Source organism: Ramlibacter humi (assembly GCF_004681975.1).
Classification (GTDB): domain Bacteria; phylum Pseudomonadota; class Gammaproteobacteria; order Burkholderiales; family Burkholderiaceae_C; genus Ramlibacter; species Ramlibacter humi.
The window spans coordinates 106,191-130,618 of sequence record NZ_SMLK01000003.1; the positions used below are offsets into that span (position 1 = coordinate 106,191).

Below are 24,428 nucleotides of genomic sequence, written 5' to 3' on the forward strand. Positions count from 1 at the left end.
GCAGATGTCAGACAACGTCCCCCCGCCGCCTCAGACGAGCCGCCCCGCGGGCTGGGCCGCCAGCTTCAAGGTCTATCTCGAACCGCCCACCCTGCGCATGCTCGCGCTCGGGTTCTCGGCCGGCCTGCCGCTGCTCCTGGTCCTGGGCACCCTCAGCTACCGCCTGCGCGAAGCGGGCGTGGACCTCGCCACCATCGGCTACCTGTCGTGGGTCGGCCTCGCGTACGCCTTCAAGTGGGCCTGGGCGCCGCTGGTGGACCGTCTCCCCCTGCCGGTGCTGACGCGCACGCTGGGCCGGCGAAGAAGCTGGCTGCTGCTGTCGCAGCTGGGCATCGTCGCCGGCCTGTGCGGCATGGCCTGGTTCGACCCCAAGATCGACCGCACGGCCGTCGCGCTGTGCGCACTGGCGGTCGCGTTCGCGTCGGCCACCCAGGACATCGCGCTGGATGCGTTCCGCATCGAGTCGGCCGACGTCAACCGGCAAGGCGCGCTGGCCGCGGCGTACCAGACCGGCTACCGGCTGGCGATGATCTGGGCCGGCGCCGGCGTGTTCTGGGTCGCCGCGCGGGCCGAAGTGCCGGGCGTCACCGGCTACCAGCACGAAGCCTGGCGCACCGCGTACTTCGCGATGGCGTCGTCGATGGTGGTCGGCGTGCTCACCGTGCTGCTGTCGCCCGAGCCCATGCGGCGCGAACTGCCGCCCGCGCGCGACGCGGCGCAATGGCTGCGGGATACCGTGGTGGAGCCCTTCGCCGATTTCCTGCGGCGCTACGGCACACAGGCCGTGGTCGTGCTGGCACTCATCGCCATCTACCGCATCAGCGACGTCGTGATGGGCATCATGGCCAACCCGTTCTATGCCGACATGGGCTACACCAAGGATGAGGTCGCGGCGGTGACCAAGGTGTTCGGCGTCATCATGACCCTGGCCGGCACCTTTGTCGGCGGCATCCTCGCGCTGCGGCTGGGCGTCATGCGGGTGATGATGCTGGGCGCCGCGCTCAGCGCCGGCAGCAACCTGCTGTTCGCCTGGCTGGGCACGCGCGGCCACGACGTCGGCGCGCTGGTGGCCGTGATCTCCGCGGACAACCTCTCATCGGGCATCGCCTCCGCCGCGTTCATCGCCTACCTGTCCAGCCTGACGAACGTCAACTACTCGGCCACGCAGTACGCGCTGTTCAGCTCCATCATGCTGCTGCTGCCCAAGTGGCTGGCCGGGTTCTCCGGCCGGTACGTGGAAGCCTTCGGCTACAGCCACTTCTTCCTGGCCACCGCCTGCCTGGGCCTGCCGGTGCTGGTGCTGGTGTGGCTGGCGGGGCGGGTGCGCGCCGCGCCGGCGCAGGTGGCTACCGCTTCGCCCTGAGCAGCGCGGCCAGCTGCGTGCGCTGCACCTTGCCCAGCGCGGTCTTCGGCAACTGCTCCACGCGCACCCAGTGGCGCGGCAGCTTGAACTTCGCGATGCGTTGCGCCAGGTAGGCCCGCAGCTCTTCGTCGGTGACGGACGAACCCTCGCGCAGCACCACCGCGATGGCCGCCGCTTCGCCCCAGTCAGGGTCGGGGACACCGAATGCGGCGCATTCCGCAACATCCGGGTGCTCCGACAGCGGCGCCTCGATTTCGGCCGGATGGATGTTCTCGCCGCCCGAGATGATCAGCTCTTTCGACCGGCCCACGATGGTGTAGCTGCCGTCCGCGGCCTGCCGCGCCAGGTCGCCGGTGTTGAACCAGCCTTCGGCGTCGCAGGCGGCCTGGTCGGGCCAGTAGCGGCGCACGATGTTGGGCCCGCGCAGCCACAGGTCGCCGCCGGACGCGACGGCCAGCCGCGCCTCCACCCCCGGCGCGGGCCAGCCGCAGCTGCCGACGTGGTTCATGGCGTGTTCAGGCTGGAGCGCGATGGAGAACGGTCCCGTTTCGGTGGCGCCGTACACGTTGCAGACCGGCACCCCGCGCGCATGGAAGGCGTGCACCAGCGGCGCGGGCAGCAGGCTGGAACCGGCCCACACCGCGCGCAGGCCGGACAGCGGCGCCCCGGCCCAGCGCGGATGTTCGATGAGTGCTTTCATCGTCGCCGGCACTTGCAGCGTGAGCGTCGGCGCGAAAGTCTCGAGCGAATCGAACACCGCGTCGGGCGCGAAGCGCGCGTGCAACTGCACCTGCGCGCCCGCGTACAGCGCGGGCAGCGTCTGGATGCACAGGCCGCCGACGTGGAACAGCGGCAGCACGGTGAGCACGCGGTCGTCGGGCGTCATGCGCTGCACCAGCGACGCGATGCGCATGTTGGCCAGCAGGTTGCCCTGCGTGTGCACCGCGGCCTTGGGCCGGCTGGTGGTGCCGGACGTGTAGACCAGCAGCACCGCCGCGTCGTCGCCGGAATGGTCCGGTGCGGGCGGGCCGCTGCCTTCCAGCTCGCCAACGGGATGTAGCGCCAGTCCGTATTTGGCAGCGAGCTCTCGCGCGGCGGCTTCGAACGAATCGTCGTGCACCAGGCGCAGCGGCCCGCATTCGGCCAGCTGCGCCGACCACTCCGCCGGCGCCAGCCGGAAATTCAGCGGCAGCAGGATGGCGCCCAGGCGCGCCAGCGCGAACAGCAGTGCCAGTTGCGCCACATGGTTGAGTCCGAGCCAGGCCACGCGGTCGCCGGACCGCACGCCCCACTCGTGCCACAAGCGCCCCGCCAGCGCATCGGACCAGGCCGCCAGCTCGCCGCAGGTGAAGGTGCGGCCCTCGAACCGCAGCGCGGGCGCATCGGCCTGATGCGCCGCGTGGTGCGCCGGCACCGCGGACAGCGAGGTGGGTTCGGAACCGGCAACGGCCATTTACCTAACTTTACCGCTGGGACAAGCCCCTTTGCCGCGGCCCCCGGATGCTCACCGTGGCAGCACCTGTGACTACCATAGCCCCATGCAGCAACTCCTGATGATCGAAGACGATGCCCGCTTGGCGCAGATGGTCGGCGAGTACCTCGAGCGCTCGGGCTTTTCCGTGACCAAGGCGGGCGACGCCAAGGGCGGGCTCGACCTGTTGCAGGAGCCGCCCGGCTCGCTGCCCGACCTGGTGATCCTGGACCTGATGCTGCCGGACCTCGACGGGCTGGAAGTCTGCCGGCGCATCCGCTCGATGCCGGGCGACGCCGCGCGCGTGCCGGTGCTGATGCTCACCGCCAAGGGCGACCCCATGGACCGCATCGTCGGCCTGGAACTGGGCGCCGACGACTACCTGCCCAAGCCTTTCGAGCCGCGCGAGCTGCTGGCGCGCGTGCGCGCCATCCTGCGCCGCCGCGGCGAAGGCGCGCCGCCCACGGCCAAGCGCATGCGCTTCGGCTCGCTGGAGATCGACCGCGACGCGCGCACCGTCACCGTCGGCGGCGAGATGCGCGAGCTCACCTCCTACCAGTTCGACCTGCTGGTCGCGCTGGCCGAACGCGCCGGCCGCGTGCTCACGCGCGACCAGATCATGGAAGCCGTGCGCGGCCGCGAGCTGGAAGCGTTCGACCGCTCCATCGACGTGCACATGGGCCGCATCCGCGCGGCCATCGAAGCCGACGTGAAGAACCCCAAGCGCATCGTCACCGTGCGCGGCGTGGGCTACGTGTTCGCCAAACAGCAAGACTGACGAAGAATGAAGTTGCGCCTGCCGCTGTACCTGCGGGTCTGGCTCGCGGTCATCGCCGCCGTGGCCGTGCTCACCATCGCCTTCGGCGCCCTGTGGCAGGCCTATCGCGAGCAGGTGCGCAGCGAGCAAAGCACGCCGCCGCGCGAGATCATCCTGCGCAACGAAGCCGGCGACGTGCTCGGCCAAGGCACCCTGCAGCGGCCCCGCGTGCCGGGCCAGGGCCTGGTGATCGACGTGCCGATGAAGGACGGGCGCACGATCGTCGTGCAGATCCCGCCGCGGCCGCGCCGCGCGGGCGAAGGGCCTCCGGGCGTCGGGCCGTTCCTGCCGGGCGGCCCCACCGGGTTGTTCTGGTTGCTGGGCATCGTGGCCATCGCCGTCGTCATCGCCACCTATCCGTTCATCCGGCGCCTGACGCACCGGCTGGAGAACCTGCGCACCGGCGTCGAGCGCTGGGGCGAAGGCGACCTGGCCGCGCGCGTCGACCAGAGCGGCACCGACGAGGTCGCCTTCCTCGCCGCCCGCTTCAACCACGCGGCCGAACGCGTGGAGACGCTGGTCAAGAGCCACAAGTCGCTGCTGGCCAACGCGTCGCACGAGCTGCGCTCGCCGCTGGCGCGCATCCGCATGGGCATGGAACTGATGGACGGCCCGCCCACGCCCACGCAGCGGCAGGAGATCCTGCGCAGCATCGCCGAACTCGACCAACTGATCGACGAGATCCTGCTGGCCAGCCGGCTGGACGCGCGCGAAAGCGACGTCGGCACCTTCGAGCCGGTGGACCTCACCGGGCTGGCCGCGGAAGAAAGCGCGCGCTCGGGCGCCGAGCTGGTCATCGACGGCGGCGAGGTGGTGCAGGCCAACGGCGTGGTCAAGCTGCTGCGCCGCGCGGTGCGCAACCTGCTGGAGAACGCGCGGCGCTACACCACCGGTCCGGTGGAGATCGACGTGCGCCGCGAAGGCGGATACGCGGTGGTGCGCGTGGCCGACCGCGGCCCGGGCGTGCCGCCGCCGCAGCGCGAACGCATCTTCGAACCGTTCTACCGCCTGCCCGGCGCCAGTGAGCGCGAAGGCGGCGTGGGCCTGGGTCTGGCGCTGGTGCGGTCCATCGCGCAGCGCCACCACGGCACGGTGCATTGCGAAGACCGCGAAGGCGGCGGTGCGGTGTTCGTGCTGCGGTTGCCGGCGTAATCGCTCAGAGCGGGAACGGGCGCATGGCCTCGCCCGACGAGGCCTGCGCCGGCGTGCGGGCCACGTTCATCACCCAGTTGACCATCGCGAAATAGCCCACCAGCGAGGCCAGCTCCACCACGCCCTGCTCGCCGAACTGCTTCACCGCGCGGCCGTAGGTGAGGTCGCTGACCCCGTTGGTGTTCAGCAGCTCCTGCGTGAAGTCCAGTGCCAGGGCTTCGTCGTCCTTCAGGCCGGACGAGGGCCGCGCGCCCTGGCGCAGCGCGTCGATCGCGCCGGCGTCGACGCCGGCCTTGATGGCCAGCGGCGCATGCATGTGCCATTCGAACTGGTTGCCCACGTGGCGCGCGGTGGCGCAGGTGCACAGCTCGCGCACGCGCGCGTCCAGCACGCTTTCGAAGCGCAGGTACTCGCCCACCTTCGCCACGCGGTCCAGAAGCTTTGGGCTTTGCATTAGCGGCAGAAAGGGACCGAACACGCCCTTGCGCGGGCTGTCGATCAGCGCCTGCGCGGCGGCGCGCTGCTCCGGCGTCATCTTCTCCGCCGGCGGCAGCGGCAGGCGTTCGGTCCAGGGCTGGGTGGAACCTTGGCGCAGCGCGTCGGGGACACTGGATTCAGGCATGTCGCTTCTCCTCTGAAATGGAAACGGTGGGCGCGGTCTCGCGCCACAGCCACACGGCGCTGGCGACCAGCACCACCGCGCCGGCCTGCAGCGCCAGCGTCAAGCCGTGCGCGGGCGACAGCTGCAGCAGCAGCGACGAAGCCACCGGGCCCGCGATCTGGCCCAGCGCGAAAGCGGCGGTCATGCGGCCGACCGCGGCCGTCGCGTTGCCCGGAGTGCGCGCGCGGATCTCCTGGATGCCGGCCAGCGTGACGACCATGAAGGTGCCGCCGACCAGCAGCGCCGACAGCGCGATGGTCACGCTGCCCAGCCACAGGCTGGGCAGCAGCACGCCGGCGGCCATCAGCGCGTGCGACACCGCCCACACCTGCAGACGGGAGTAACGCTGGAGCACGCGCGCGGCGACCAGCGTCGAGATGGCGGCCGTGATGCCGAACACCGGCCACGCCAGGCCGAAGAGTTTGGGGTCCTGCACGATGGAGCGCGCCATCACGGGCAGGAACGTCGCGGGCAGGATGTAGCCGAAGCCCAGCACGGCATAGCAAAGCACCAGGCCGCGATGGCGGCTGGTTGCTTGCGCGGGGCCGGCACTGGCGGTTGCCGCTGCGGCAGGCGGCAGCTTTGCCAGCACAAGGAGCACCGGCACGGAAAGCACCACGGCCAGTGCGCCCAGCTGCAGCCACATCAGCTGAGCCTGCCAGCCGGCCGAGCCAGCCACCAGGCAATACAGCCCCGCCAATGCAATGCCACCGCCCACACCCGAATAGAACGCGCTGCTCCACGCGGCCGCACCACGCGCTGCCAGCGCCGACAAACACCACAGGCTGGTGCCGACAAAAGCCCATGCACTGGCGCCTCCCGCCAGGAAGCGCAGCAGCGCCCACCAGGCCAGCGGGCCCTGCAGCGCCATCGCCGCGGTCAGCGCCGCCGTGGACAGCAACGCGACGACGGCCAGGCGCGCCGCCGGCCAGCCGGTGCGCGCGGCGATCAGCGCGCCCGCCAGGTAGCCCGCGTAGTTGGCCGCGGCCAGCCAGCCGCCGCCGCCCACGTCCAGCTGCCCGGCCTGCACCATGAGCGGCAGCATGGGCGTGAAGGCGAAGCGGCCGATGCCCATCGCGACGGCCAGCGACAGCAGCCCGGCCACGCCCAGGGCCCAGGCGGGAAGCGGTTTCGGTTCGGCGGCGTTTGCCATGGCGGGCCATTACAACCAGAATGACCCTCACGCACAAATGAATTTTTCGGAAAGAACATTCTCGCCATGAGAACGATCGACCTGGACTCGCTGGAGATCTTCCGCGCCGTGGTGCAGGAAGGCGGCATCAACCGCGCGGCCGGCAAGCTGGGCCGCGTTCAATCGAACGTCACCACGCGCATCAAGCAGCTGGAAGAGCGCCTGGGCCTGCCGCTCTTCCGCCGGCAAGGCCGCGGCATCGTGCTGTCGCCCGAAGGCGAAGTGCTGATGTCGTACACGCAGCGCCTGTTCCGCCTGGCCGAGGAAGCGGAGAGCGAGCTGCGCACCGGCCAGCCCATGGGCGCCTTCCGCATCGGTTCGCTGGAGAGCACCGCCGGCAGCCGCCTGGCGCCCATCCTGTCGAAGTACCACCGCCAGTACCCGGCCGTGGTGGTGGAACTGGCCACCGGCACCACCGGCGCACTCATCCAGCGCGTGACCAACTTCGAACTGGAAGCGGCGTTCGTCTCCGAGCCCTTCAGCGCGCCGGGCCTGTCGTCGCGGAAGGTGTTCGAGGAAGAGCTGGTGCTCATCACGCCGCGCGACATCCCGGAAGTGCGGCGCGCCGCCGACCTGCAGGGGCTGACGCTCATCGCTTTCGCCACCGGCTGCTCGTACCGCAAGCGCGTGGAAGAGTGGCTGGGCGCGTCGGCGGTGATGCCCGCTCGCACACTGGAGTTCGCGTCGTACCAGGCCATGATCGCCTGCGTGGCGGCGGGCACCGGCTTCGCCATCGTGCCGAAATCGCTGCTGGCCTCGCTGCGCTCGGGTGCGGAGGTGCGCCAGCACGAACTGCCCGCGCGCTTCCGCCGCAACCACACGCACCTGGTGTGGAACGGCACGCCCTCCACAGCGCTGGAGCGGCTTCAGGCGTTGCTGGCGGCCTGAAGCAGGGCCGACACGCGCGCCGGCGCCAGGTCGCGCAGGCAGCGGTGGTGCCCCAGCGGGCACTCGCGCGCGAAGCACGGCGCGCAATCCAGCGGCGGCTGGTATTGCGGGTCTTCCTTCAGCCACACGATGGTGGCGCGGTCGTTCAGCGGCGGCGTGTGGTGCGGGCTGGACGAACCGAACAGCGCCACCTGCGGCAAACCGAAGGCGGCCGCCACGTGCATCAGGCCCGAGTCGTTGCTGGCCATCGCGCGCGCGCCGGCGATCAGCGCGAACGCTTCCGCCAGCGACGTGCGGCCCGCCAGGTTGCGCGCGTTGGGCGCGGCCTGCGCGATCTCTTCGCACACCGGCGAGTCCTTGCCGGACCCCAGCAGCAGCACCGGCTGCGGCCAGGCCGCGGCGACCTGCGCGTAGTGCTCGGCGGGCCAGCGCTTGGACGGGCCGAACTCCGCGCCCGGCGCGAACACCACGTACCCGCCGCGTTGCAGGCCTTGCGCCGCCAGCGCCGCTTCGATGGCCTCCGGAGGCAGGTGCAGAGCGGGCCGGTCGTGTTCCAGCCCTTCGCGATCGCCGCTCAATGCCGAATAGAACGCCACCATCGGCGGCCGGTTCTTCGGATTCTTGAGCCGGTGCGTGAGCAGCCCCACGCGCGCTTCGCCCAGATAGCCGACGCGGCGCGGGATGCCTGACAGGAAAGGCAGCAGCGCGCTCTTCAGCGAATTGGGCAGCACGTAAGCCGCGTCGAAGCGGCCGTGCAGCTCGCGCCCCAGGCGCCGGCGCGCGGCCCATTGCAGGCCGCCATGCTGGAAAGGAAACTCGATGACCTCGTCGACCTGCGGCATCGCGCGGTAGACCGGCGCCACCCAGGGCACCGCGCCCACCGTCAGCCGCTCACCGTGCGCGTGCAGCCGCCGCAGCAGCGGCTCGGTCATCACGGCATCGCCGATCCATTGCGGGGCGATGACCAGCGACCGGGTCACGGGATCAGTGGTGGCCGCCGACGTGCTCGCCCGGCTTGAGCTTGTAGACGGTGCCGCAGTACGCGCACCTCGCCTCACCGCTGGTGGCGATGTCCAGGAACACGCGCGGATGCGTGTTCCAGAGCTTCATGCCCGCGATGGGGCTGGGGCAGAACACGCCGCCGTTGCCGTTCAGGTCGCTGGCGGCCAGCTCGACCACCGCCTGGTTCTTCGCAGTTGCGTCCATGGTCAGACCTTGGTGAGCCAGTGCGCGTACTTGGGGTTGCGCCCGTTCACGATGTCGAAGAACGCCGACTGGATCTTCTCGGTGACGGGGCCGCGCGAGCCGGCGCCGATCTCCACGCGGTCCAGTTCGCGGATGGGCGTGACTTCGGCGGCGGTGCCGGTGAAGAAAGCCTCGTCGGCGATGTAGATCTCGTCGCGCGTGATGCGCTTTTGCACCAGCTGGATGCCCAGGTCCTGGCAGATGTGGAACACGGTGTTGCGCGTGATGCCGTTCAGCGCGCCGGCCGACAGGTCGGGCGTGTACACCACGCCGTCCTTGACCACGAACACGTTCTCGCCGGCGCCCTCGCTGACGAAGCCCGAGCTGTCCAGCAGCAGCGCCTCGTCGTAGCCGTCGTCCAGCGCTTCCATGTTGGCCAGGATGGAGTTGCTGTAGTTGCTCACCGCCTTGGCCTGCGTCATGGTGATGTTGACGTGGTGGCGGGTGTAGCTGGAGGTCTTCACGCGGATGCCGCGCTTCATGCCTTCTTCGCCCAGGTAGGCGCCCCAGGCCCAGGCCGCCACCATCAGGTGGACCTGGTTGCCCTTGGGGCTGATGCCCAGCTTCTGCGAGCCGATCCAGGTGAGCGGGCGCAGGTAGCAGCTGTCCAGCTTGTTGGCGCGCACGACCTGCTTCTGCGCTTCGTTCACCTGCTCCTTGGAGAAGGGCAGCTGCATGCGCAGGATCTTGGCGCTGTTGAAGAGGCGGTCGGTGTGTTCCTGCAGGCGGAAGATGGCGGTGCCGTTGACGGTGTTGTACGCGCGGACGCCCTCGAAAGCGCCGCAGCCGTAGTGCAGCGTGTGGGTCAGCACGTGGATCTTGGCGTCGCGCCAGTCGACCAGCTCGCCGTCCATCCAGATCTTGCCGTCGCGGTCGGCCATGGAAGGCAGTGCGCTCATGTCTCGTCCTTGGGGGTGGGATGCAAACCGGGGATTTTACTGAGCCGGTGTTTCCGGGGCGGGCGCCTCGGACCGGGGCCGCACCAGCGTCCACTTCGCCAGCTTGCCATTCACGAACTCGCAGCTGACGCTGGACGCGGTGCCGTCGGTCCAGCGGTAGATCTCCGGCTGCTCGTCCTTGGGCGACAGCTGCTCGCCCAGCGCCCGCGCCAGCCCGATGACGTGCAGCAGCGTCAGGCCCGGCTTGAGCTTGGCGTTGAGCATCACCGCGCTGCCCACATAGCCCACGGGCTGGTCGGCGGCGCGCTTCAGCACCCCGGTCATGCGGGTGAAGTTGAGCAACACCCACATCACCATGCCGGCCAGGACCAGGGCCACGCCGCCCCAGCCGTAAGCCGACCAGGCCCAGGCGACCAGGGCCACGCCCAGGATGGGCACGAAGATTCGCTGGAAATTCATGCCGCGATTGTCGCCGGGCAGGCGGGCGGGCTCAGTCCAGGCCGCGGACGGCGTCCAGGGCCTCGTCGATGCGGTCCACGGCGTGGATGGTCAGGCCCTCGATGTCCTTGGAGCCCTTCTTCGGCGCGTTGGCCTTGGGCACGACGGCGACGGAAAAGCCCAGCTTGGCCGCTTCGCGCAGGCGTTCCTGGCCGCGCGGGGCCGGACGCACTTCGCCGGCCAGGCCGACTTCGCCGAACGCGATGAAGCCCTTGGGCAGCGGCTTGCCACGCAGGGAGGACGTGATGGCCAGCATGGCCGCCAGGTCGGCCGCCGGTTCGGTGATGCGCACGCCGCCCACCGCATTGACAAACACGTCCTGGTCCAGGCAGGCCACGCCGGCGTGCCGGTGCAGCACCGCCAGCAGCATGGCCAGGCGGTCGCGCTCCAGGCCGACCGACAGCCGCCGCGGGCTGGGGCCGCCGGTGTCCACCAGCGCCTGCACTTCCACCAGCATGGGGCGCGTGCCTTCCAGCGTCACCAGCACGCAGCTGCCGGGCACCGGCTCGGCGTGCTGCGACAGGAAGATGGCGCTGGGATTGGCCACGCCCTTCAGGCCCTTCTCGGTCATGGCGAACACGCCGATCTCGTTGACCGCGCCGAAGCGGTTCTTGATGGCGCGCACCAGGCGGAAGCTGCTGTGCGTGTCGCCTTCGAAATAGAGCACGGTGTCCACCATGTGCTCCAGCACGCGCGGTCCCGCCAGCGCGCCTTCCTTGGTGACGTGGCCCACCAGCACGATGGACGTGCCGCTGGCCTTGGCCGCGCGCGTGAGGTGCGCCGCGCATTCACGCACCTGCGCGACCGAGCCCGGCGCGGACGTGAGCTGGTCGGAGTACACGGTCTGGATGGAGTCGATCACGCACACGGCCGGATGGGCGTCCGCCATGGTCGACAGAATGCGCTCCAGCTGGATCTCGGCCATCACCCGCACCTGCGACTGGTCCAGCCCCAGGCGGCGCGAACGGAGCGCGACCTGCGCGCCCGATTCCTCGCCCGTCACGTACAGCGTGCTGGTGCCCGCGCGCTGCAGCGCGTCCAGCGCCTGCAGCAGCAGCGTGGACTTGCCGATGCCCGGATCGCCGCCGATCAGCACCACGCCGCCTTCGACGATGCCGCCGCCCAGCACGCGGTCGAGTTCGCCGATGCCGGTGGGCGTGCGCGCCACCTCGGAAGCTTCGATGTCGGCCAGCACCGCGACGGCCGCCGTCGGCGCCAGCGAGGCGAACCGGTGCCGCTGCGCCGCGGGCGTCTCGGCCGCCGTTTCCACCAGTGTGTTCCAGGCGCCGCAGTTGGGGCATTTGCCCTGCCACTTGGGGGTGGTGCCCCCGCATTCGCTGCACGCGTAATTCGTTTTCTCTTTCGCCACGCGGGCAGTGTAGGGCCGCCGCCGCGTGGCTCGCCCGGGTGACGCGATCCGCGCGCCCCCAATCTAGGCTGGACGACGTCCTGGCAAGCAGGGAGACGAGGGTGACCGTGGTGAAGAGGGTGATGCAGATCGGCGGCGCGATCGGCGCGATGGCCTTGCTGGCTTATTGCCAGGCGGCGCTGGGGCCGGGCGGCAGCGTGGTGATGGAGGCCGACACCAACCGGCCGCTGCCGGGTGCCCAGGTCACGCTGGACTGCGAAACCAGCCGCGGACTGGAAGGCTCCGAGGTCCTGCGCAGGGTGACCAGGACGACGGATGCGCAAGGCCGCTACTACTTCGATCGCGGCGACGTCTTCGGCTGCCTGTTCGGCTCGCTGCACGTGGAGAAGGAAGGCTACGTGAACCTGAGCCCGGGAGAAATCGTCTACAAGAACGCAGGCGGTCTGGGCCTGGCCATGATCCGCGCCGAGCGGGCCACGCTGCATCGGCTGTCGCTGAGCGCCAGTTCCATGCAGTGGCACGTGGAAGCCGTGCGCAAGCCCGGCGCCAGGCTGGCGTACGAATATTCACGCGCGCACGAGCAATTCCTCACGGCGCGCGAACTCGCGCAGTCCCCGGAGGAGCGCGCCTACGTCGCGGCCAACATCTGCGGCCCCTTGCTGCAGGTGCAGGCGTCGCTCACACCGCAGGACCTGGCCGCGCTCGCCGGCGAGCCGAAGCAGTGGACCGGCAAAGTCTTCCTGCCGGTCGATCCGCCGGCCGCCGAAGCGTGGTGCCAGGCGGCGCGGCAGAGCCCTTAGGCCTCAGCCCACAGCCGGCACGAAAGGCCGCAGCCGGTGCCCGTCCGGGTCCAGCGCGGTAAAGCAGGTGCCGAAGTCCATCTTCGTCACCGGCTGCGCGATCGCCACACCGTCAGCCGACCAGCGAGCGTGCCAGTCGCGCAGCTGCGTTTCGTCCCGCAGCACCCATGACAGCTCCGCCGCGCCGGGCGTGCCGCGCACGGCGGGCTGCACGCCGTCGCGCTTCCACAGGCCCAGCATCACGCCGGGCGCGAACTCGAGCATGGCGAAGGTCGGCGCACTCTCCACCGGCTCGCGGCCGAGGAGGCGGGCGTAGAAGCGCGCGGACGCGAGAGGGTCTTGCACGTGCAGCAGGATGAAGTGGGTCGGGGGCATGGCGGTCTCCTTTCTGGTGGAGACGCGATGCTAGGAACGGTGTTGCCAAAAAGTGGCAGCAGCAAAGAGCCCTGGATTCCCGCCTGCGCCGGAATGATGCGGGGCGAGGTCAGCCTGCGCAGGCCAGGCTCAGCGCCTGCAGCGGCTTCATGGTCTTCGGGTCGAACACCACCAGGTTGGCCTGCCGCGGGGCCTGGCCGTCGCGCGGCACGGCGCGCAGCTGCAGCGTCTGCGGCCCGCGCTGCGCGGGCACGGGCACGTACTGGCGCACGACGAAATCGTGCTGCAGGAACTCGCCCGCGTTCTCGCCGGCCTTCACCTTGCTGGCGTGGCCGTGCTCGGTCACCGTCCAGTACGCGGCCCACGATTGCGCCGGGTCCGCCGGCGTGACGGTGGCCTCGAAGCGGCCCGGCTCGGGTTCCGCCAGACGGATCGCGGCGCGCGCCGGCTCCGTGCGCACGGCCAGCGCCGACCCGTAGTCGCGCCAGTCCTGGCCGTTGCGCACCAGCTGCGGCGTGTAGATGCCGCTTTCATGGTTGGCGGCGGCGATCTCCTTCTGGCGCGCGGTGTTGGCCGCCAGCGCGAACCGGTCCACCCAACCCATGGAGTCCCAGTAGCCGACGTGGAAAGCCTGCGCCACCACGCGGCCCTGCGCCGCAGCGGACTTCAGCCCGCTCAGCCAGCGGTCGGCCGGCGGGCAGGAGCTGCAGCCTTCCGAGGTGTACAGCTCGATCACCGGCGTGAGCTGCGGGCGCGACACCGCCTCGCAAGTGGCGGCGGCCGCCTGCATCACCGCGCACGTGGCGAGCAGTGCGGCGGCGGCCTTGAACATGGGACGGTCCATGGAAGTCTCCTTCAAAGCGCCGGCGCCTCGATGCCCTCCTGCTGCCGCCACTGCCGCATCAGCGCCTGGCGGCGCTGCGGGTAGCGGTCGGCCTGCAACTCGGCGGACTCGATGCGGTCGGCGCGGAAATGGCGGAACTCGCGGCGCGTCTCGCACCAGGCGGCGAGCATGCGCGTGCGCTCGAAGAAGCCCAGCGCGAAAGGCCACACCAGGCGGCGCGTGGCGCGCCCCTGCCCGTCGCGGTACCGCAGCCGCAGCTTCCTCTCTTCGCGGATCGCCTCGCGCAGCAGCGCCAGGTCGGCGCCGGGCGCGGCGGCCTCCGGCCTGGCCACCAGCAGCGCATTGCTTTCCAGCGACAGCCGCAGTTCCGGCGGCAGCACGGCGCCGATCTTGGCGACAGCGTCGCGCGCCGCGCGGGCCAGCCGCTCGTCGGTGTGGCGCGCGACCCAGCGCGCGCCCAGCACCAGCGCTTCCAGCTCTTCCTCCGTCAGCATCAGCGGCCGCAGCACGTAGCCCACGCCCGCTTCGCCCTCGATGGTGGCGCCATGCGCCTGCAGCGTGGCGATGTCGCGGTACAGCGTGCGCAAGCTGACGCCGATCTCGCGCGCCAGTGCGGCGCCGGCCACCGGCGCCCGGTGGGCGCGCAGCACCTGCATGAGCTGGAGCAACCGCTGGGAACGCGACATGGACACGAGGATACGCCGCAGCCCCTTGGGCGTTCACGGTTGACGCATCCGCCGATTCATTTAACATGTTAAGCATTCACGCCATGGCCGACACCACGACTTTCAAGCACCGCAACCTGCCGCGCCTGCTGCTGCAGGCGCGCGAGGCCGTCATGGCCCACAACCGCCCGCGCCTGCGCCAGCACGGCCTGTCGGACCAGCAATGGCGCGTGCTGCGCGTGCTGGGCGAGCACGGCACGGTGGAAACCGGGCGCGTGGCGCGCGAAGCTTTCATCCTGGGCCCCAGCCTCACCGGCGTGCTGGCCCGCATGGAACGCGACGGCCTGGTCAAGCGGGAGCGCGACCCCGCCGACCAGCGCCGCACCGTGGTCGAAGCCACGGCCAAGGGCCGCAAGATGGTCGACAAGCTCTCGCACGCCGTCGAATCGCACTACCAGTTCATGGAGAAACAACTGGGCAAGCAGAAGCTGGAGCAGCTGTACGCGCTGCTGGACGAACTGATCGAGCTGGAGCAGCCCGAGGTCGCGCACCGCGAGCCGCTGCTGCCCCGCCCCGCCAACGCACGCGCGGAGGCGTCCGCATGAGCTGGCTGCCGAAGGGCACCGTGTACGGCACGCTGCTGAATTTCCGCAGCGAGCGCGACGCGTGGGCGGCAAAGATGAACGAAGCGCCCTACAAGGCGCCGCCGAAAGCGCCGGTGCTGTACGTGAAGACCGCCAACACTTTCAGCGCTTCCGGCGCGGCCATCCCGGTACCCGCGAACGTGCCGGAAGTGGAGATCGGCGCCACCGTGGGCCTGGTGATGCGCAGCGCCACCGAAGCCGGCGCCTGCGTGCTGATGAACGACCTGTCCGTGCCGCACGACAGCTTCTTCCGCCCGCCGGTGAAGTTCAAGTGCCTGGACGGCTTCCTCGGCATCGGCACGCCGGTGGAACGCGTGCAGCCGGAGCAAGTCACGCTGGAGGTGTGGATCAACGGCGAGCGCCGGCAGTCGGTGACCTTCGACGCGCTGGTGCGCTCGCCGAAAGCGCTGGTGCAGGACGTCGGCGAGTTCATGACGCTGCGCGAAGGCGACGTGCTGCTGCTCGGCTGCGACGCGCCACGGCCCCGCGCGCGCGTGGGCGACCGCATCGAGCTGCGCTCGCCGCAACTGGGCACGCTGGCCAACACCTTCGTCGCGGAGGCCGCATGAAGCACGCCCGCATCGTCCACCAGGGCGCCACGCAACGCGCCGTCGAGCGCGACGGCCAGTTGCTGCTGGCGGACGGCAAGCTGGTGGCCTTCGACGCCGTCACCTGGCTGCCGCCCGTCGACCCCGCGCCGCGGCCGCGCACCATCCTCGCGCTGGGCCTGAACTACGCCGACCACGCCAAGGAGCTGGCGTTCAAGGCGCCCGAAGAACCGCTGGTCTTCCTGAAGGGAGAAGGCGCGCTGAACGGCCACCGCCAGTTCACGAAGCGGCCGCCCGAAGTGCAGTTCATGCACTACGAATGCGAGCTGACGGTCGTGATCGGCCGCACCGCGCGCAAGGTGAAGCGCGACGACGCGTACGACTTCATCGCCGGCTACACCGTGGCCAACGACTACGCCATCCGCGACTACCTGGAAAACTGGTACCGCCCCAACCTGCGCGTGAAGAACCGCGACGGCGCCACGCCGCTGGGCCCCTTCCTGGTCGACCGCGACGACGTGCCGGACCCGATGGACCTGAAGCTGCAGACCACCGTCAACGGCAAGGTCACGCAGTCGGGCCACACGAAGGACATGATCTTCGGCGTGCCCTTCCTCATCGAGTACTTCTCCAGCTTCATGACCCTGCAACCCGGCGACCTGATCCTCACCGGCACGCCCGACGGCGTGGTGGACTGCCGCCGGGGCGACGTGGTGGTCACCGAAATCGAGCGCCTGGGCGCACTCGAGAACACGATCCAGTAGGACCTTCTTCATGCGCATCGACCACCTGATCGGCGGCAAGGCCGTCGCCGGCACCGACTACTTCGAGACCGTCAACCCGGCCACGCAGGAAACGCTGGCGGAAGTCGCCAGCGGCGGTGAGGCCGAAGTCAACGCCGCCGTCGCCGCGGCCAAGGAAGCTTTCCCGAAGTGGGCTGCGATGCCCGCCGTGCAGCGCGCCAAGCTCGTGCGCAAGCTGGGCGAGCTGATCGCGGCCCATGTGCCCGAGATCTCGAAGACCGAAACCAACGACACCGGCCAGGTGATCTCGCAAACCGGCAAGCAGCTGGTGCCGCGCGCGGCCGACAACTTCAGCTACTTCGCCGAAATGTGCGTGCGCGTGGACGGGCACACCTATCCCACCGACACGCACCTGAACTACACGCTGTTCCACCCGGTCGGCGTGTGTGCGCTGATCTCGCCATGGAACGTGCCGTTCATGACGGCCACCTGGAAGACCGCGCCCTGCCTGGCCTTCGGCAATACCGCCGTGCTGAAGATGAGCGAGTTGTCGCCGTTGACGGCCGCCCGACTGGGTGAGCTGGCGCTGGAAGCCGGCATCCCGCCCGGCGTGCTGAACATCGTGCACGGCTACGGCAAGCAGGCCGGCGAGCCGCTAGTGCGGCACCCCGACGTGCGCGCCATCTCCTTCACCGGCTCCACTGCCACCGGCAACCGCATCGTGAAGGAAGCGGGGCTGAAGAAGTTCAGCATGGAGCTGGGCGGCAAGTCGCCGTTCGTGATCTTCGACGACGCCGACCTCGACCGCGCGCTGGACGCCGCCGTGTTCATGATCTTCTCCAACAACGGCGAGCGCTGCACCGCCGGCAGCCGCATCCTGGTGCAGAAGTCGATCTATGCCAACTTCGTCGAGAAGTTCGTGGCGCGCGCGAAGAAGATCGCCGTCGGCGACCCGCTCGACGAGAAAACCATCATCGGTCCCATGATCTCGCAGGGCCACCTGGCCAAGGTGCGCAGCTACATCGAGCTGGGTCCCAAGGAAGGCGCCACGCTGCTGTGCGGCGGACTTGACGCGCCGCTGCTGCCCGATCGCGTGAAGAAGGGCAACTACGTCGCGCCCACGGTGTTCGCCGACGTCGACAACCGCATGAAGATCGCGCAGGACGAGATCTTCGGGCCCGTCGCCTGCCTCATCCCCTTCACCGACGAAGCGCAAGCCATCCGCATCGCCAACGACACGCAGTACGGCCTTTCCAGCTACGTGTGGACCGAGAACGCCGGCCGCGCGCTGCGCGTGGCCGCGGCCATCGAGGCCGGGATGTGCTTCGTCAACAGCCAGAACGTGCGCGACCTGCGCCAGCCGTTCGGCGGCACCAAGGCTTCGGGGGTCGGCCGCGAAGGCGGCACCTGGAGCTACGAGGTGTTCCTCGAGCCCAAGAACGTCGCGATGTCGCTCGGCTCGCACCACATCCCGCATTGGGGGGTCTGATGGATCGCCGCACTTTCGTTCTCGCGGCCGCGGCCACCGCCGCGCCCGCGTTCGTCCGCGCGCAAGGCACCCCTTCGACAAGCTCAGGACAGGCGTGGCCGTCCAAGCCGGTGAAACTGGTCGTGCCGTTCACGCCGGGCGGCACCACCGACTACGTCACGCGCCTGGTCGGCGTCGAGCTGGCCAAGACGCTGGGCCAGCCGGTGATCGTCGACAACAAGCCCGGCGCCGGCACGGTGATCGGCGTGGACGTCGTCGCCAAGTCGCCGCCGGACGGTTCCGCCTTCGTCACCGTCGCCAACAGCTTCTGCGTCAACCAGACGCTGGTGAGGAAGCTCCCGTACGACGGCCTCAGGGACTTGCGGCCGGTGACGCTGATGGGCATGTCCGAGCACGTGCTGGCCACGCATCCGGGCAGCGGCCTGAAGACCGTCGCCGACATCGTGGCGCAGGCCAAGGCCAAGCCGGGCAGCCTGAGCTACGCGTCGTTCGGCTCCGGTACGTCGGCGCACCTGGCGGGCGAAATGCTGAAGGCGCAGCTGGGCGTGGACATCACGCACGTGCCGTACAAGGGCCAGGCGCCGGCGCTGAGCGACCTGCTGGGCGGGCAGGTGTCCATGATGTTCGGCAACTGGCCCGAGTTCCGCACCCACGTGCAGGCCGGCAAGCTGGTGGCCATCGGCATGGCGACCGCCAAGCGGTCGGTGTACGCACCGCAGATCCCGACGCTGGCCGAGCAGGGCGTGAAGGTCGAATCGAATTCCTGGAACGGGCTGCTCGCACCTGCGGCCACGCCGGACGCCGTCGTGCAGCGCATGAACGCGGAAGTGAACAAGGCGCTGGCCTCACCCGCGGTGCTGGAAGCTTTCCAGAAAGGCGGCATCGCCTCGCTGTCGGGCACGCCCGCGCAGTTCGCGGAGTTCATCCAGTCCGAGATCGCGCGCTATGCGGACGTCATCCGCCGCGCCAACATCACGGCGGAAGGCTGAAGGAGTCGTCCATGGGCAAGTTAGCGTTGGCGGCCAAGATCACCCACGTGCCTTCGATGTACCTGAGCGAGCTGGACGGCCCGCGCAAGGACACGCGCAAGGACGCGATCGACGGCCACAAGGAGATCGGCCGCCGCTGCCGCGAGCTGGGCGTGGACACCATCGTGGTGTTCGACTCGCACTGGCTGGTCAATGCCAACTACCACTTCAACTGCGCGCCGCATTTCGAGGGCCGCTACACCAGCAACGAGCTGCCGCACTTCATCAGCAACATGCGCTTCGAGATCCCGGGCAACCCGGCGCTCGGCAAGCTGCTGGCGAAGAAGTGCAACGAGATGGGCGTGGAATCGCTGGCGCATGACGCCACCACGCTGCACCCCGAGTACGGCACGCTGGTGCCCATGCGCTACATGAATGAGGACCTGCACTTCAAGGTGGTGTCGGTCTCGGCGCTGTGCATGGCGCATTACCTGAACGACAGCGCGCGCCTGGGCTGGGCCATCCGCCGCGCCATCGAGGACGAGTACGACGGCACGGTGGCGGTGTTCGCCAGCGGCTCGCTGTCGCACCGCTTCGCGCAGAACGGCCTGGCGCCGGAATACGCCTTCAGGATATGGAGCCCCTTCCTCGAGCAGCTGGACCGCGAGGTGGTGCGCATGTGGCAGGCGGGCGACCAGTGGCCCGCCTTCTGCGGCATGCTGCCCGAGTACGCCAGCAAGGGCCACGGCGAAGGCTTCATGCACGACACCGCGATGCTGCTGGGCACGCTGGGCTGGTCCGAGTACACCGGAAAGGCCGAAGTGGTGACGCCCTACTTCGGCGCTTCGGGCACGGGCCAGATCAACGCCGTCTTCCCCGTCACGCCGGTGAAGGGCGACCAGATCCCGCGCCCGGTCGCTTCGGCGGCCGACGGCTACACCTCCATCCAGACCCGCCTCTGAGGCCGCCATGCCGCATTGCGTGATCCTCTACACCCCCAACCTCGAACCCAAGCTCGAGATGGGCGCGCTGTGCCGCAAGCTGGCCGACGCGATGCTCACCCTGCGCGACGAAGCCGGCAAGCAGGTGTTTCCCACCGGGGGCACGCGCGTGCTGGCGTATCCGGCCGCGCACTACGCGGTGGCCGACGGCGCGAAAGACTACGGCTTCATGTACCTGAACGTGCGCATGGCCGCGGGCCGCAGCGCCGCGGTGCAGAAGGAAGCCGGCGACAAGCTGCTGGACGTCGTCAGGCAGCACGTCGCGCCGTGGTTCGAGAAGGAACTGGTGGGGATCACGCTGCAGATCGACGAAAGCCCGGGGCAGGTGTACGACGGGAAACACAGCACGCTGCATCCGCTGTTCAACAGATGAACCTTTCACGCCGATGGTGCGGCGATGACCAAGCAGGAACCATGTTCGACGACCAACTGATCCGGCAACTCGCCGCCGAGCTGCACGCCAGCGAACAATCTCGCGCGCAGGTGGAGCATTTCTCCAGGCGCTTTCCCGGCATGACCATCGAGGACGGTTACGCCGTCTCCCGCGCCTGGGTGAAGATGAAGATCGCCGAAGGCCGGCAGGTGCGCGGCCACAAGATCGGCCTGACCTCGCGCGCCATGCAGATGTCCAGCCAGATCGACGAGCCCGACTACGGCACGCTGCTGGACGACATGTTCTTCGAGCCGGGCGGCATTCCGATGAAGCGTTTCATCGCCCCGCGCGTGGAAGTGGAGCTGGCCTTCGTGCTGAAGAAGAAGCTCGAAGGCGACAGGATCAGCGTCGACGACGTGCTGGACGCCACCGACTACGTCACGCCCGCCATCGAGATCATCGACGCCCGCATCGAGCAGTTCGACCGCCACACCAGGGTGATGCGCAAGGTGCAGGACACCATCAGCGACAACGCGGCCAACGCGGGCATCATCGTGGCAGGCCGGAAGGTGAAGCCGCGCGACGTGGACCTGCCCTGGTGCGGTGCCATCCTGCGGCAGAACGGCGCGGTCGAGGAAACCGGCCTGGCCGCCGGCGTGCAAGGCCATCCCGCCATCGGGGTCGCCTGGCTGGCGATGAAACTCGCGCCCTGGGGCGAATGCCTGGAAGCCGGCGAAGTGGTGCTGGCCGGCTCCTTCACCCGTCCCGTCGGCGCCAAAGCCGGCGACCGCTTCGACGCCGACTACGGCCCGCTGGGCCGCTTCGAATTCACGTTCAACTGAGAAGAAGAGACGAGCCCATGCAGACCCCCGTGAACCCCTTCAAGCAGGCGCTGCGCGAGCGGCGTGCCCAGATCGGCCTGTGGCAGGGCCTGGCCAGCGCGTACACGGCGGAGATCTGCGCCGGCGCCGGCTTCGACTGGCTGCTGGTCGACGGCGAGCATTCGCCCAATGGCCTGGAAAGCATCCTGCAGCAGGCGCAGGCCATCGCGGGCTACCCGCAGACGCATGCCGTCGCGCGCGTGCCCATGGGCCACGGCCACGTGGGCCAGATGCTGATCAAGCAGTACCTGGACCTGGGCATCCAGTCGCTGCTGGTGCCGATGGTCGACACGCCCGAGCAGGCGAAGGAACTCGTGCGCAGCATGCGCTACCCGCCGCAGGGCGTGCGCGGCATGGGCGGGGCGCGCGCTTCGCGCTGGGGCCGTTACCCCAACTACCCGAAGGAAGCCAACGAGCAGGTCTGCCTGCTGGTGCAGGTGGAGACGCGCGAGGCACTGGCCAACCTGGACGCCATCGCCGCCGTCGAGGGCGTGGACGGCGTGTTCATCGGCCCTTCGGACCTGTCGGCTTCCATGGGCCACGTGGGCAACGCGGCGCACCCGGAAGTGCAGGCCGCCATCGAGGACGCCTTCGCGCGCATCAACCGCGCGGGCAAGGCCGCCGGCATCCTGAGCATCGACGAAGCCGCTTCGCGCCGCTACCTGGAGCTGGGCGCGCTGTTCGTCGCCGTCGGCCTGGACAACAACCTGCTGGTCAAGGCCACTTCCGCGCTCGCGGCGAAGTTCAAGGGCACCGCGCCGGCACCCGCCGCCAAGGGCGGCAATCCGTACTGAACACCAGGAGAGGGAACGCCATGAACGCGATCCTCAAGCCGCCTTCCGCGGCCATGCACCCCGACGAGTGGAAAGCCCGCGTGCAGCTGGCCGCCTGCTACCGCATCTTTGACCTGCTGGGCTGGACGGAGATGATCTACAACCACATCACCGTGCGCCTGCCCGACAGCGTGACCGGCGGCCAGAAGCAGTTCCTGATCAACCCTTTCGGGCTGCACTACAGCGAGGTGACGGCCGGCAACCTGCTGAAGATCGACGTGCAGGGCCGCAAGCTGGACGACAACCCGTGGCCGGTGAACCCCGCTGGTTTCACCGTGCACTCCGCCATCCACGAAGGCATCGCCGATGCGCACTGCGTGATGCACACGCACACGACCAACGGCCTGGCCGTCGCGTGCACGCAGGGCGGCCTGGCGCAGAACAATTTCTATTCGGCGCAGCTGCACGGCCTGGTGGCCTACCACGACTTCGAGGGCATCACCATCCACGCCGACGAGGCGCCGCGCCTGCTGAAGAACATGGGCGACAAGCCGGTGGTGATCCTGCGCAACCACGGCCTGTTGTCGTGGGGCAAGACGCTGCCGCTGGCTTTCGTGCGCCTGTGGACGCTGCAGCGCGCCTGCGACATCCAGGTGGCGCAGGCCGCGCTGGGCCCGGCCATCGCGGTGCCCGAAGCGGTGGCGGTGAAGACCACGCACGACTCGTTCCAGTTCGACGCGCAGTTCGGCGCCGGCCAGGACGTGTTCGACGCGCTGGTGCGGCGCATCGACCGCATCGACCCCTCGTACCGGAATTGATCCCATGAAGGTTTGCATCTACGGCGCCGGCGCCATCGGCGGCTGGATCGGCACCAGGCTCGCGCGCGCGGGCCATCAGGTGAGCGTGGTCGCGCGCGGCGCGACGCTGGAAGCCCTGCAACTGCATGGCTTGCGGCTGGAAACCGAAGGCCAGGTGCTGACGGCGCCCGTGCGGTCCAGCGCGTCGCCGGCCGAGCTGGGCCCGCACGACGTGGTGGTGGTCGCGGTGAAGGCGCCGGCGATGGCCGACGTCGCCAAGGCCATCGGCCCGCTGCTCGGCCCCGACACCATCGTGCTCACCGCCATGAACGGCGTGCCGTGGTGGTTCTTCGAGAGTTTCGGCGGCAAGTTGGCCGGCACCCGGCTGAAGGCCGTGGACCACGATGGCTCCATCGCCAGGGCCATCCCGGGCCGGCACGTGGTCGGCTGCGTGGTGCACGCCAGCTATGCGCTCAACGGACCCGGCTTCGTCAAGCACCACTTCGGCAACAAGCTGATCGTCGGCGAGCCTTCCGGCGAGAAAACCGCGCGGATGAAGATGCTGGCCACGGCGCTGGAGCAGGCCGGCCACGAGGTCGTGGTGTCCGAGCAGATCCAGAAAGACACCTGGTACAAGCTGTGGGGCAACATGACCGTCAACCCGGTCAGCGCCATCACCGGCGCCACGGTCGACCGCATCATGAACGACGACCTGGTGCGCGGCTTCATCAGCAACGTGATGCTGGAAGCGCGCGAGATCGGCGCGCGCATCGGCATCCCCATCGAGCAGACGCCGGAAGACCGGCACCAGGTCACGAAGAAGCTGGGCGCCTTCAAGACGTCGATGCTGCAGGACGTGGAGGCCGGCAAGCCGGTCGAGCTGGATGCGCTGGTCACCGTGGTGAAGGAGCTGGGCGAACTCACCGGCGTGCCCACGCCGTACACCGACGTGCTGCTCGGCCTGGCTCGGCTGCACGCGCAGGTGCACGGGCTGTACTGATGGCCGCGGTGCTTCCTTCGCGGCGCGCGCTGTCGGGCGCGGCCTTCGCCACGCTGCTGCTCATCGCGCTGATGATGGGCGCCAACCACGTGGCGGCGCGCGTCGCTTTCAACAACGGCGCCGACGTCGCCACGGCAGTGGTGTTCCGCAGCACGGTGACCGCGCTGGTCATCGTGGCCATCCTCGCGTCGCAAGGCGTGAAGGTGAAGTTCACCGCGCGGCACAAGAAGTTCCTGCCGGCCATCGGGCTCCTGATCGGCATCCAGAGCCTGTGCCTGTATTCGGCGGTCGCGCGGCTGCCGGTGGCATTGGCGCTGCTGGCGTTCAACACCTACCCGATCTGGACCGCCATCTGGTCGGGCCTCGTCTACCGGCACAAGCCAGAGAAGGCGATGCTGTACGCCATGCCGGTCATCCTGTTCGGCCTGGCGCTCGCGCTGGACGTGCTGGGCGCGGCTTCGGGCCTGGGCGCCGCCGGCCAGTGGAGCCGCATCGGCGCGGGTGTGGCTTTCGCGCTGGCGGCGGCCGGCACGTTCGGCCTGGCGCTGGTGCTCACGCAGCACGAAGCAGGCGATGTCGATGGCCGCGTGCGCACCGCCACCACCATGTCGATGGCCGCCATCGTCGCGCTCATCACCGTGGGCCTGCAGGGCGGCTTCCACTTGCCGCAAGCGCCCGCAGGCTGGGGCGGGCTGGCGGCGCTGACGTTCCTATACGGCACCGCGTTCACGATCATGTTCACCGTGCTGCCCAAGCTGGGGGTGGTGGGCAACTCGGCCATCATGAACGTGGAACCGGTGTTCGCGCTGGTGCTGGGATTCCTCATCCTCGGCCAGGCGATCGCGCCGATCCAGGTGGTGGGCGCGCTGATCGTGGTGGGCGCGGTGATGGTGCTGGGAATGCGCAAGCGCTGAGGGCGCGCAGACCAGTTGAAGCCATGGATTCCCGCCTCCGCGAAAATGACGGAACGGC

28 protein-coding genes are annotated in these 24,428 nt (G+C 69.5%); 17 read left to right on the forward strand and 11 right to left on the reverse strand.

The features are described 5' to 3' along the window. The first annotated feature begins 4 nt into the window (after positions 1-4). A complete protein-coding gene (locus EZ216_RS11470) occupies positions 5-1,363 on the forward strand; it encodes an AmpG family muropeptide MFS transporter (RefSeq protein WP_135249905.1) in 1,359 nt (452 codons plus the stop codon). Here the strand turns inward: EZ216_RS11470 and EZ216_RS11475 are convergent. Continuing rightward, entirely contained in the window at positions 1,347-2,816 is a 1,470-nt protein-coding gene (locus tag EZ216_RS11475; RefSeq protein WP_135249906.1) for a class I adenylate-forming enzyme family protein, read from the reverse strand. The genes EZ216_RS11470 and EZ216_RS11475 overlap by 17 nt on opposite strands. 85 nt (positions 2,817-2,901) lie before the next feature. On the opposite strand from EZ216_RS11475, the gene EZ216_RS11480 reads away from it, so the two are divergent. Then, the gene (locus tag EZ216_RS11480) at positions 2,902-3,612 is read left to right on the forward strand and encodes a response regulator (RefSeq protein ID WP_135249907.1); all 711 of its coding nucleotides are present in this window, start codon (positions 2,902-2,904) and stop codon (positions 3,610-3,612) included. A 6-nt stretch (positions 3,613-3,618) separates the two neighbouring features. Beyond that, positions 3,619-4,803, forward strand: a complete 1,185-nt coding sequence (locus tag EZ216_RS11485) for a sensor histidine kinase (protein WP_135249908.1) — start codon at positions 3,619-3,621, stop codon at positions 4,801-4,803. Between the two features lie 4 nt (positions 4,804-4,807). On the opposite strand, the gene EZ216_RS11490 is transcribed toward EZ216_RS11485, so the two are convergent. After that, a complete protein-coding gene (locus EZ216_RS11490; protein ID WP_135249909.1) occupies positions 4,808-5,425 on the reverse strand; it encodes a carboxymuconolactone decarboxylase family protein in 618 nt (205 codons plus the stop codon). Continuing rightward, positions 5,418-6,617, reverse strand: coding sequence for a YbfB/YjiJ family MFS transporter (locus EZ216_RS11495; protein WP_135249910.1), 1,200 nt, complete (start codon positions 6,615-6,617; stop codon positions 5,418-5,420). The genes EZ216_RS11490 and EZ216_RS11495 overlap by 8 nt, the downstream gene beginning before the upstream one ends. A gap of 66 nt (positions 6,618-6,683) precedes the next feature. On the opposite strand from EZ216_RS11495, the gene EZ216_RS11500 reads away from it, so the two are divergent. After that, a complete protein-coding gene (locus EZ216_RS11500) occupies positions 6,684-7,544 on the forward strand; it encodes a LysR family transcriptional regulator (RefSeq protein WP_135249911.1) in 861 nt (286 codons plus the stop codon). On the opposite strand, the gene waaF is transcribed toward EZ216_RS11500, so the two are convergent. Genes waaF through radA form a run of 5 tightly spaced genes read right to left on the reverse strand, consistent with a single transcriptional unit; the run spans position 7,523 to position 11,555 of the window. Beyond that, positions 7,523-8,524: a lipopolysaccharide heptosyltransferase II gene (waaF, locus tag EZ216_RS11505; RefSeq protein ID WP_135249912.1), complete on the reverse strand. Its 1,002-nt coding sequence runs from the start codon at positions 8,522-8,524 to the stop codon at positions 7,523-7,525. The two genes, EZ216_RS11500 and waaF, sit on opposite strands and share 22 nt — an antisense overlap. Before the next feature lie 4 nt (positions 8,525-8,528). Then, entirely contained in the window at positions 8,529-8,750 is a 222-nt protein-coding gene (locus tag EZ216_RS11510) for a zinc-finger domain-containing protein (RefSeq protein WP_135249913.1), read from the reverse strand. Positions 8,751-8,752: 2 nt separating this feature from the next. Beyond that, positions 8,753-9,688: a branched-chain amino acid transaminase gene (locus tag EZ216_RS11515; RefSeq protein WP_135249914.1), complete on the reverse strand. Its 936-nt coding sequence runs from the start codon at positions 9,686-9,688 to the stop codon at positions 8,753-8,755. Positions 9,689-9,724: 36 nt separating this feature from the next. Continuing rightward, positions 9,725-10,147, reverse strand: coding sequence for a glycerate kinase (locus EZ216_RS11520; protein ID WP_135249915.1), 423 nt, complete (start codon positions 10,145-10,147; stop codon positions 9,725-9,727). Between the two features lie 31 nt (positions 10,148-10,178). Then, a complete protein-coding gene (radA, locus tag EZ216_RS11525) occupies positions 10,179-11,555 on the reverse strand; it encodes a DNA repair protein RadA (RefSeq protein WP_135249916.1) in 1,377 nt (458 codons plus the stop codon). 101 nt (positions 11,556-11,656) lie between these two features. On the opposite strand from radA, the gene EZ216_RS11530 reads away from it, so the two are divergent. Next, complete coding sequence (locus EZ216_RS11530; protein ID WP_135249917.1) at positions 11,657-12,355, forward strand: hypothetical protein; 699 nt, start codon at positions 11,657-11,659, stop codon at positions 12,353-12,355. A gap of 3 nt (positions 12,356-12,358) precedes the next feature. Here the strand turns inward: EZ216_RS11530 and EZ216_RS11535 are convergent, their stop codons facing one another. The 3 genes from EZ216_RS11535 to EZ216_RS11545 form a co-directional block, all read right to left on the reverse strand. After that, entirely contained in the window at positions 12,359-12,730 is a 372-nt protein-coding gene (locus EZ216_RS11535; RefSeq protein ID WP_135249918.1) for a VOC family protein, read from the reverse strand. Between the two features lie 109 nt (positions 12,731-12,839). Continuing rightward, positions 12,840-13,574, reverse strand: coding sequence for a DUF1223 domain-containing protein (locus tag EZ216_RS11540; protein WP_239024349.1), 735 nt, complete (start codon positions 13,572-13,574; stop codon positions 12,840-12,842). Between the two features lie 11 nt (positions 13,575-13,585). Continuing rightward, positions 13,586-14,260, reverse strand: coding sequence for a helix-turn-helix transcriptional regulator (locus EZ216_RS11545; RefSeq protein ID WP_135249919.1), 675 nt, complete (start codon positions 14,258-14,260; stop codon positions 13,586-13,588). An 83-nt stretch (positions 14,261-14,343) separates the two neighbouring features. Between EZ216_RS11545 and hpaR the strand changes: the two genes are divergently transcribed. The 12 genes from hpaR to EZ216_RS11605 are packed head-to-tail and all read left to right on the forward strand — an operon-like array spanning position 14,344 to position 24,370. Beyond that, positions 14,344-14,844 (forward strand): homoprotocatechuate degradation operon regulator HpaR, encoded by a 501-nt coding sequence (gene hpaR, locus EZ216_RS11550; protein ID WP_239024350.1) that lies wholly within the window; start codon positions 14,344-14,346, stop codon positions 14,842-14,844. After that, a complete protein-coding gene (locus EZ216_RS11555; RefSeq protein ID WP_135249920.1) occupies positions 14,841-15,452 on the forward strand; it encodes a fumarylacetoacetate hydrolase family protein in 612 nt (203 codons plus the stop codon). The genes hpaR and EZ216_RS11555 overlap by 4 nt, the downstream gene beginning before the upstream one ends. Beyond that, entirely contained in the window at positions 15,449-16,195 is a 747-nt protein-coding gene (locus tag EZ216_RS11560; protein WP_135249921.1) for a fumarylacetoacetate hydrolase family protein, read from the forward strand. Before EZ216_RS11555 ends, EZ216_RS11560 begins: the two co-directional genes overlap by 4 nt. Positions 16,196-16,205: 10 nt before the next feature. Beyond that, positions 16,206-17,663, forward strand: a complete 1,458-nt coding sequence (gene hpaE / locus EZ216_RS11565; RefSeq protein WP_135249922.1) for a 5-carboxymethyl-2-hydroxymuconate semialdehyde dehydrogenase — start codon at positions 16,206-16,208, stop codon at positions 17,661-17,663. Further along, on the forward strand, positions 17,663-18,652 hold the full coding sequence (locus tag EZ216_RS11570; protein ID WP_135249923.1) for a tripartite tricarboxylate transporter substrate binding protein: 990 nt from the start codon (positions 17,663-17,665) through the stop codon (positions 18,650-18,652). The genes hpaE and EZ216_RS11570 overlap by 1 nt, the downstream gene beginning before the upstream one ends. 11 nt (positions 18,653-18,663) lie before the next feature. Then, the gene (gene hpaD / locus EZ216_RS11575; protein WP_135249924.1) at positions 18,664-19,593 is read left to right on the forward strand and encodes a 3,4-dihydroxyphenylacetate 2,3-dioxygenase; all 930 of its coding nucleotides are present in this window, start codon (positions 18,664-18,666) and stop codon (positions 19,591-19,593) included. A gap of 7 nt (positions 19,594-19,600) precedes the next feature. Next, the gene (locus tag EZ216_RS11580; RefSeq protein ID WP_135249925.1) at positions 19,601-20,005 is read left to right on the forward strand and encodes a 5-carboxymethyl-2-hydroxymuconate Delta-isomerase; all 405 of its coding nucleotides are present in this window, start codon (positions 19,601-19,603) and stop codon (positions 20,003-20,005) included. A gap of 41 nt (positions 20,006-20,046) precedes the next feature. Continuing rightward, the gene (gene hpaH, locus EZ216_RS11585) at positions 20,047-20,847 is read left to right on the forward strand and encodes a 2-oxo-hept-4-ene-1,7-dioate hydratase (protein WP_135249926.1); all 801 of its coding nucleotides are present in this window, start codon (positions 20,047-20,049) and stop codon (positions 20,845-20,847) included. Between the two features lie 17 nt (positions 20,848-20,864). Beyond that, on the forward strand, positions 20,865-21,680 hold the full coding sequence (locus tag EZ216_RS11590; RefSeq protein WP_135249927.1) for an aldolase/citrate lyase family protein: 816 nt from the start codon (positions 20,865-20,867) through the stop codon (positions 21,678-21,680). Positions 21,681-21,700: 20 nt separating this feature from the next. Beyond that, positions 21,701-22,477, forward strand: coding sequence for a class II aldolase/adducin family protein (locus EZ216_RS11595; RefSeq protein ID WP_135249928.1), 777 nt, complete (start codon positions 21,701-21,703; stop codon positions 22,475-22,477). A 4-nt stretch (positions 22,478-22,481) separates the two neighbouring features. After that, positions 22,482-23,456, forward strand: coding sequence for a 2-dehydropantoate 2-reductase (locus EZ216_RS11600; RefSeq protein WP_135249929.1), 975 nt, complete (start codon positions 22,482-22,484; stop codon positions 23,454-23,456). After that, positions 23,456-24,370, forward strand: coding sequence for a DMT family transporter (locus EZ216_RS11605; protein ID WP_135249930.1), 915 nt, complete (start codon positions 23,456-23,458; stop codon positions 24,368-24,370). Before EZ216_RS11600 ends, EZ216_RS11605 begins: the two co-directional genes overlap by 1 nt. Positions 24,371-24,428: the final 58 nt, after the last annotated feature.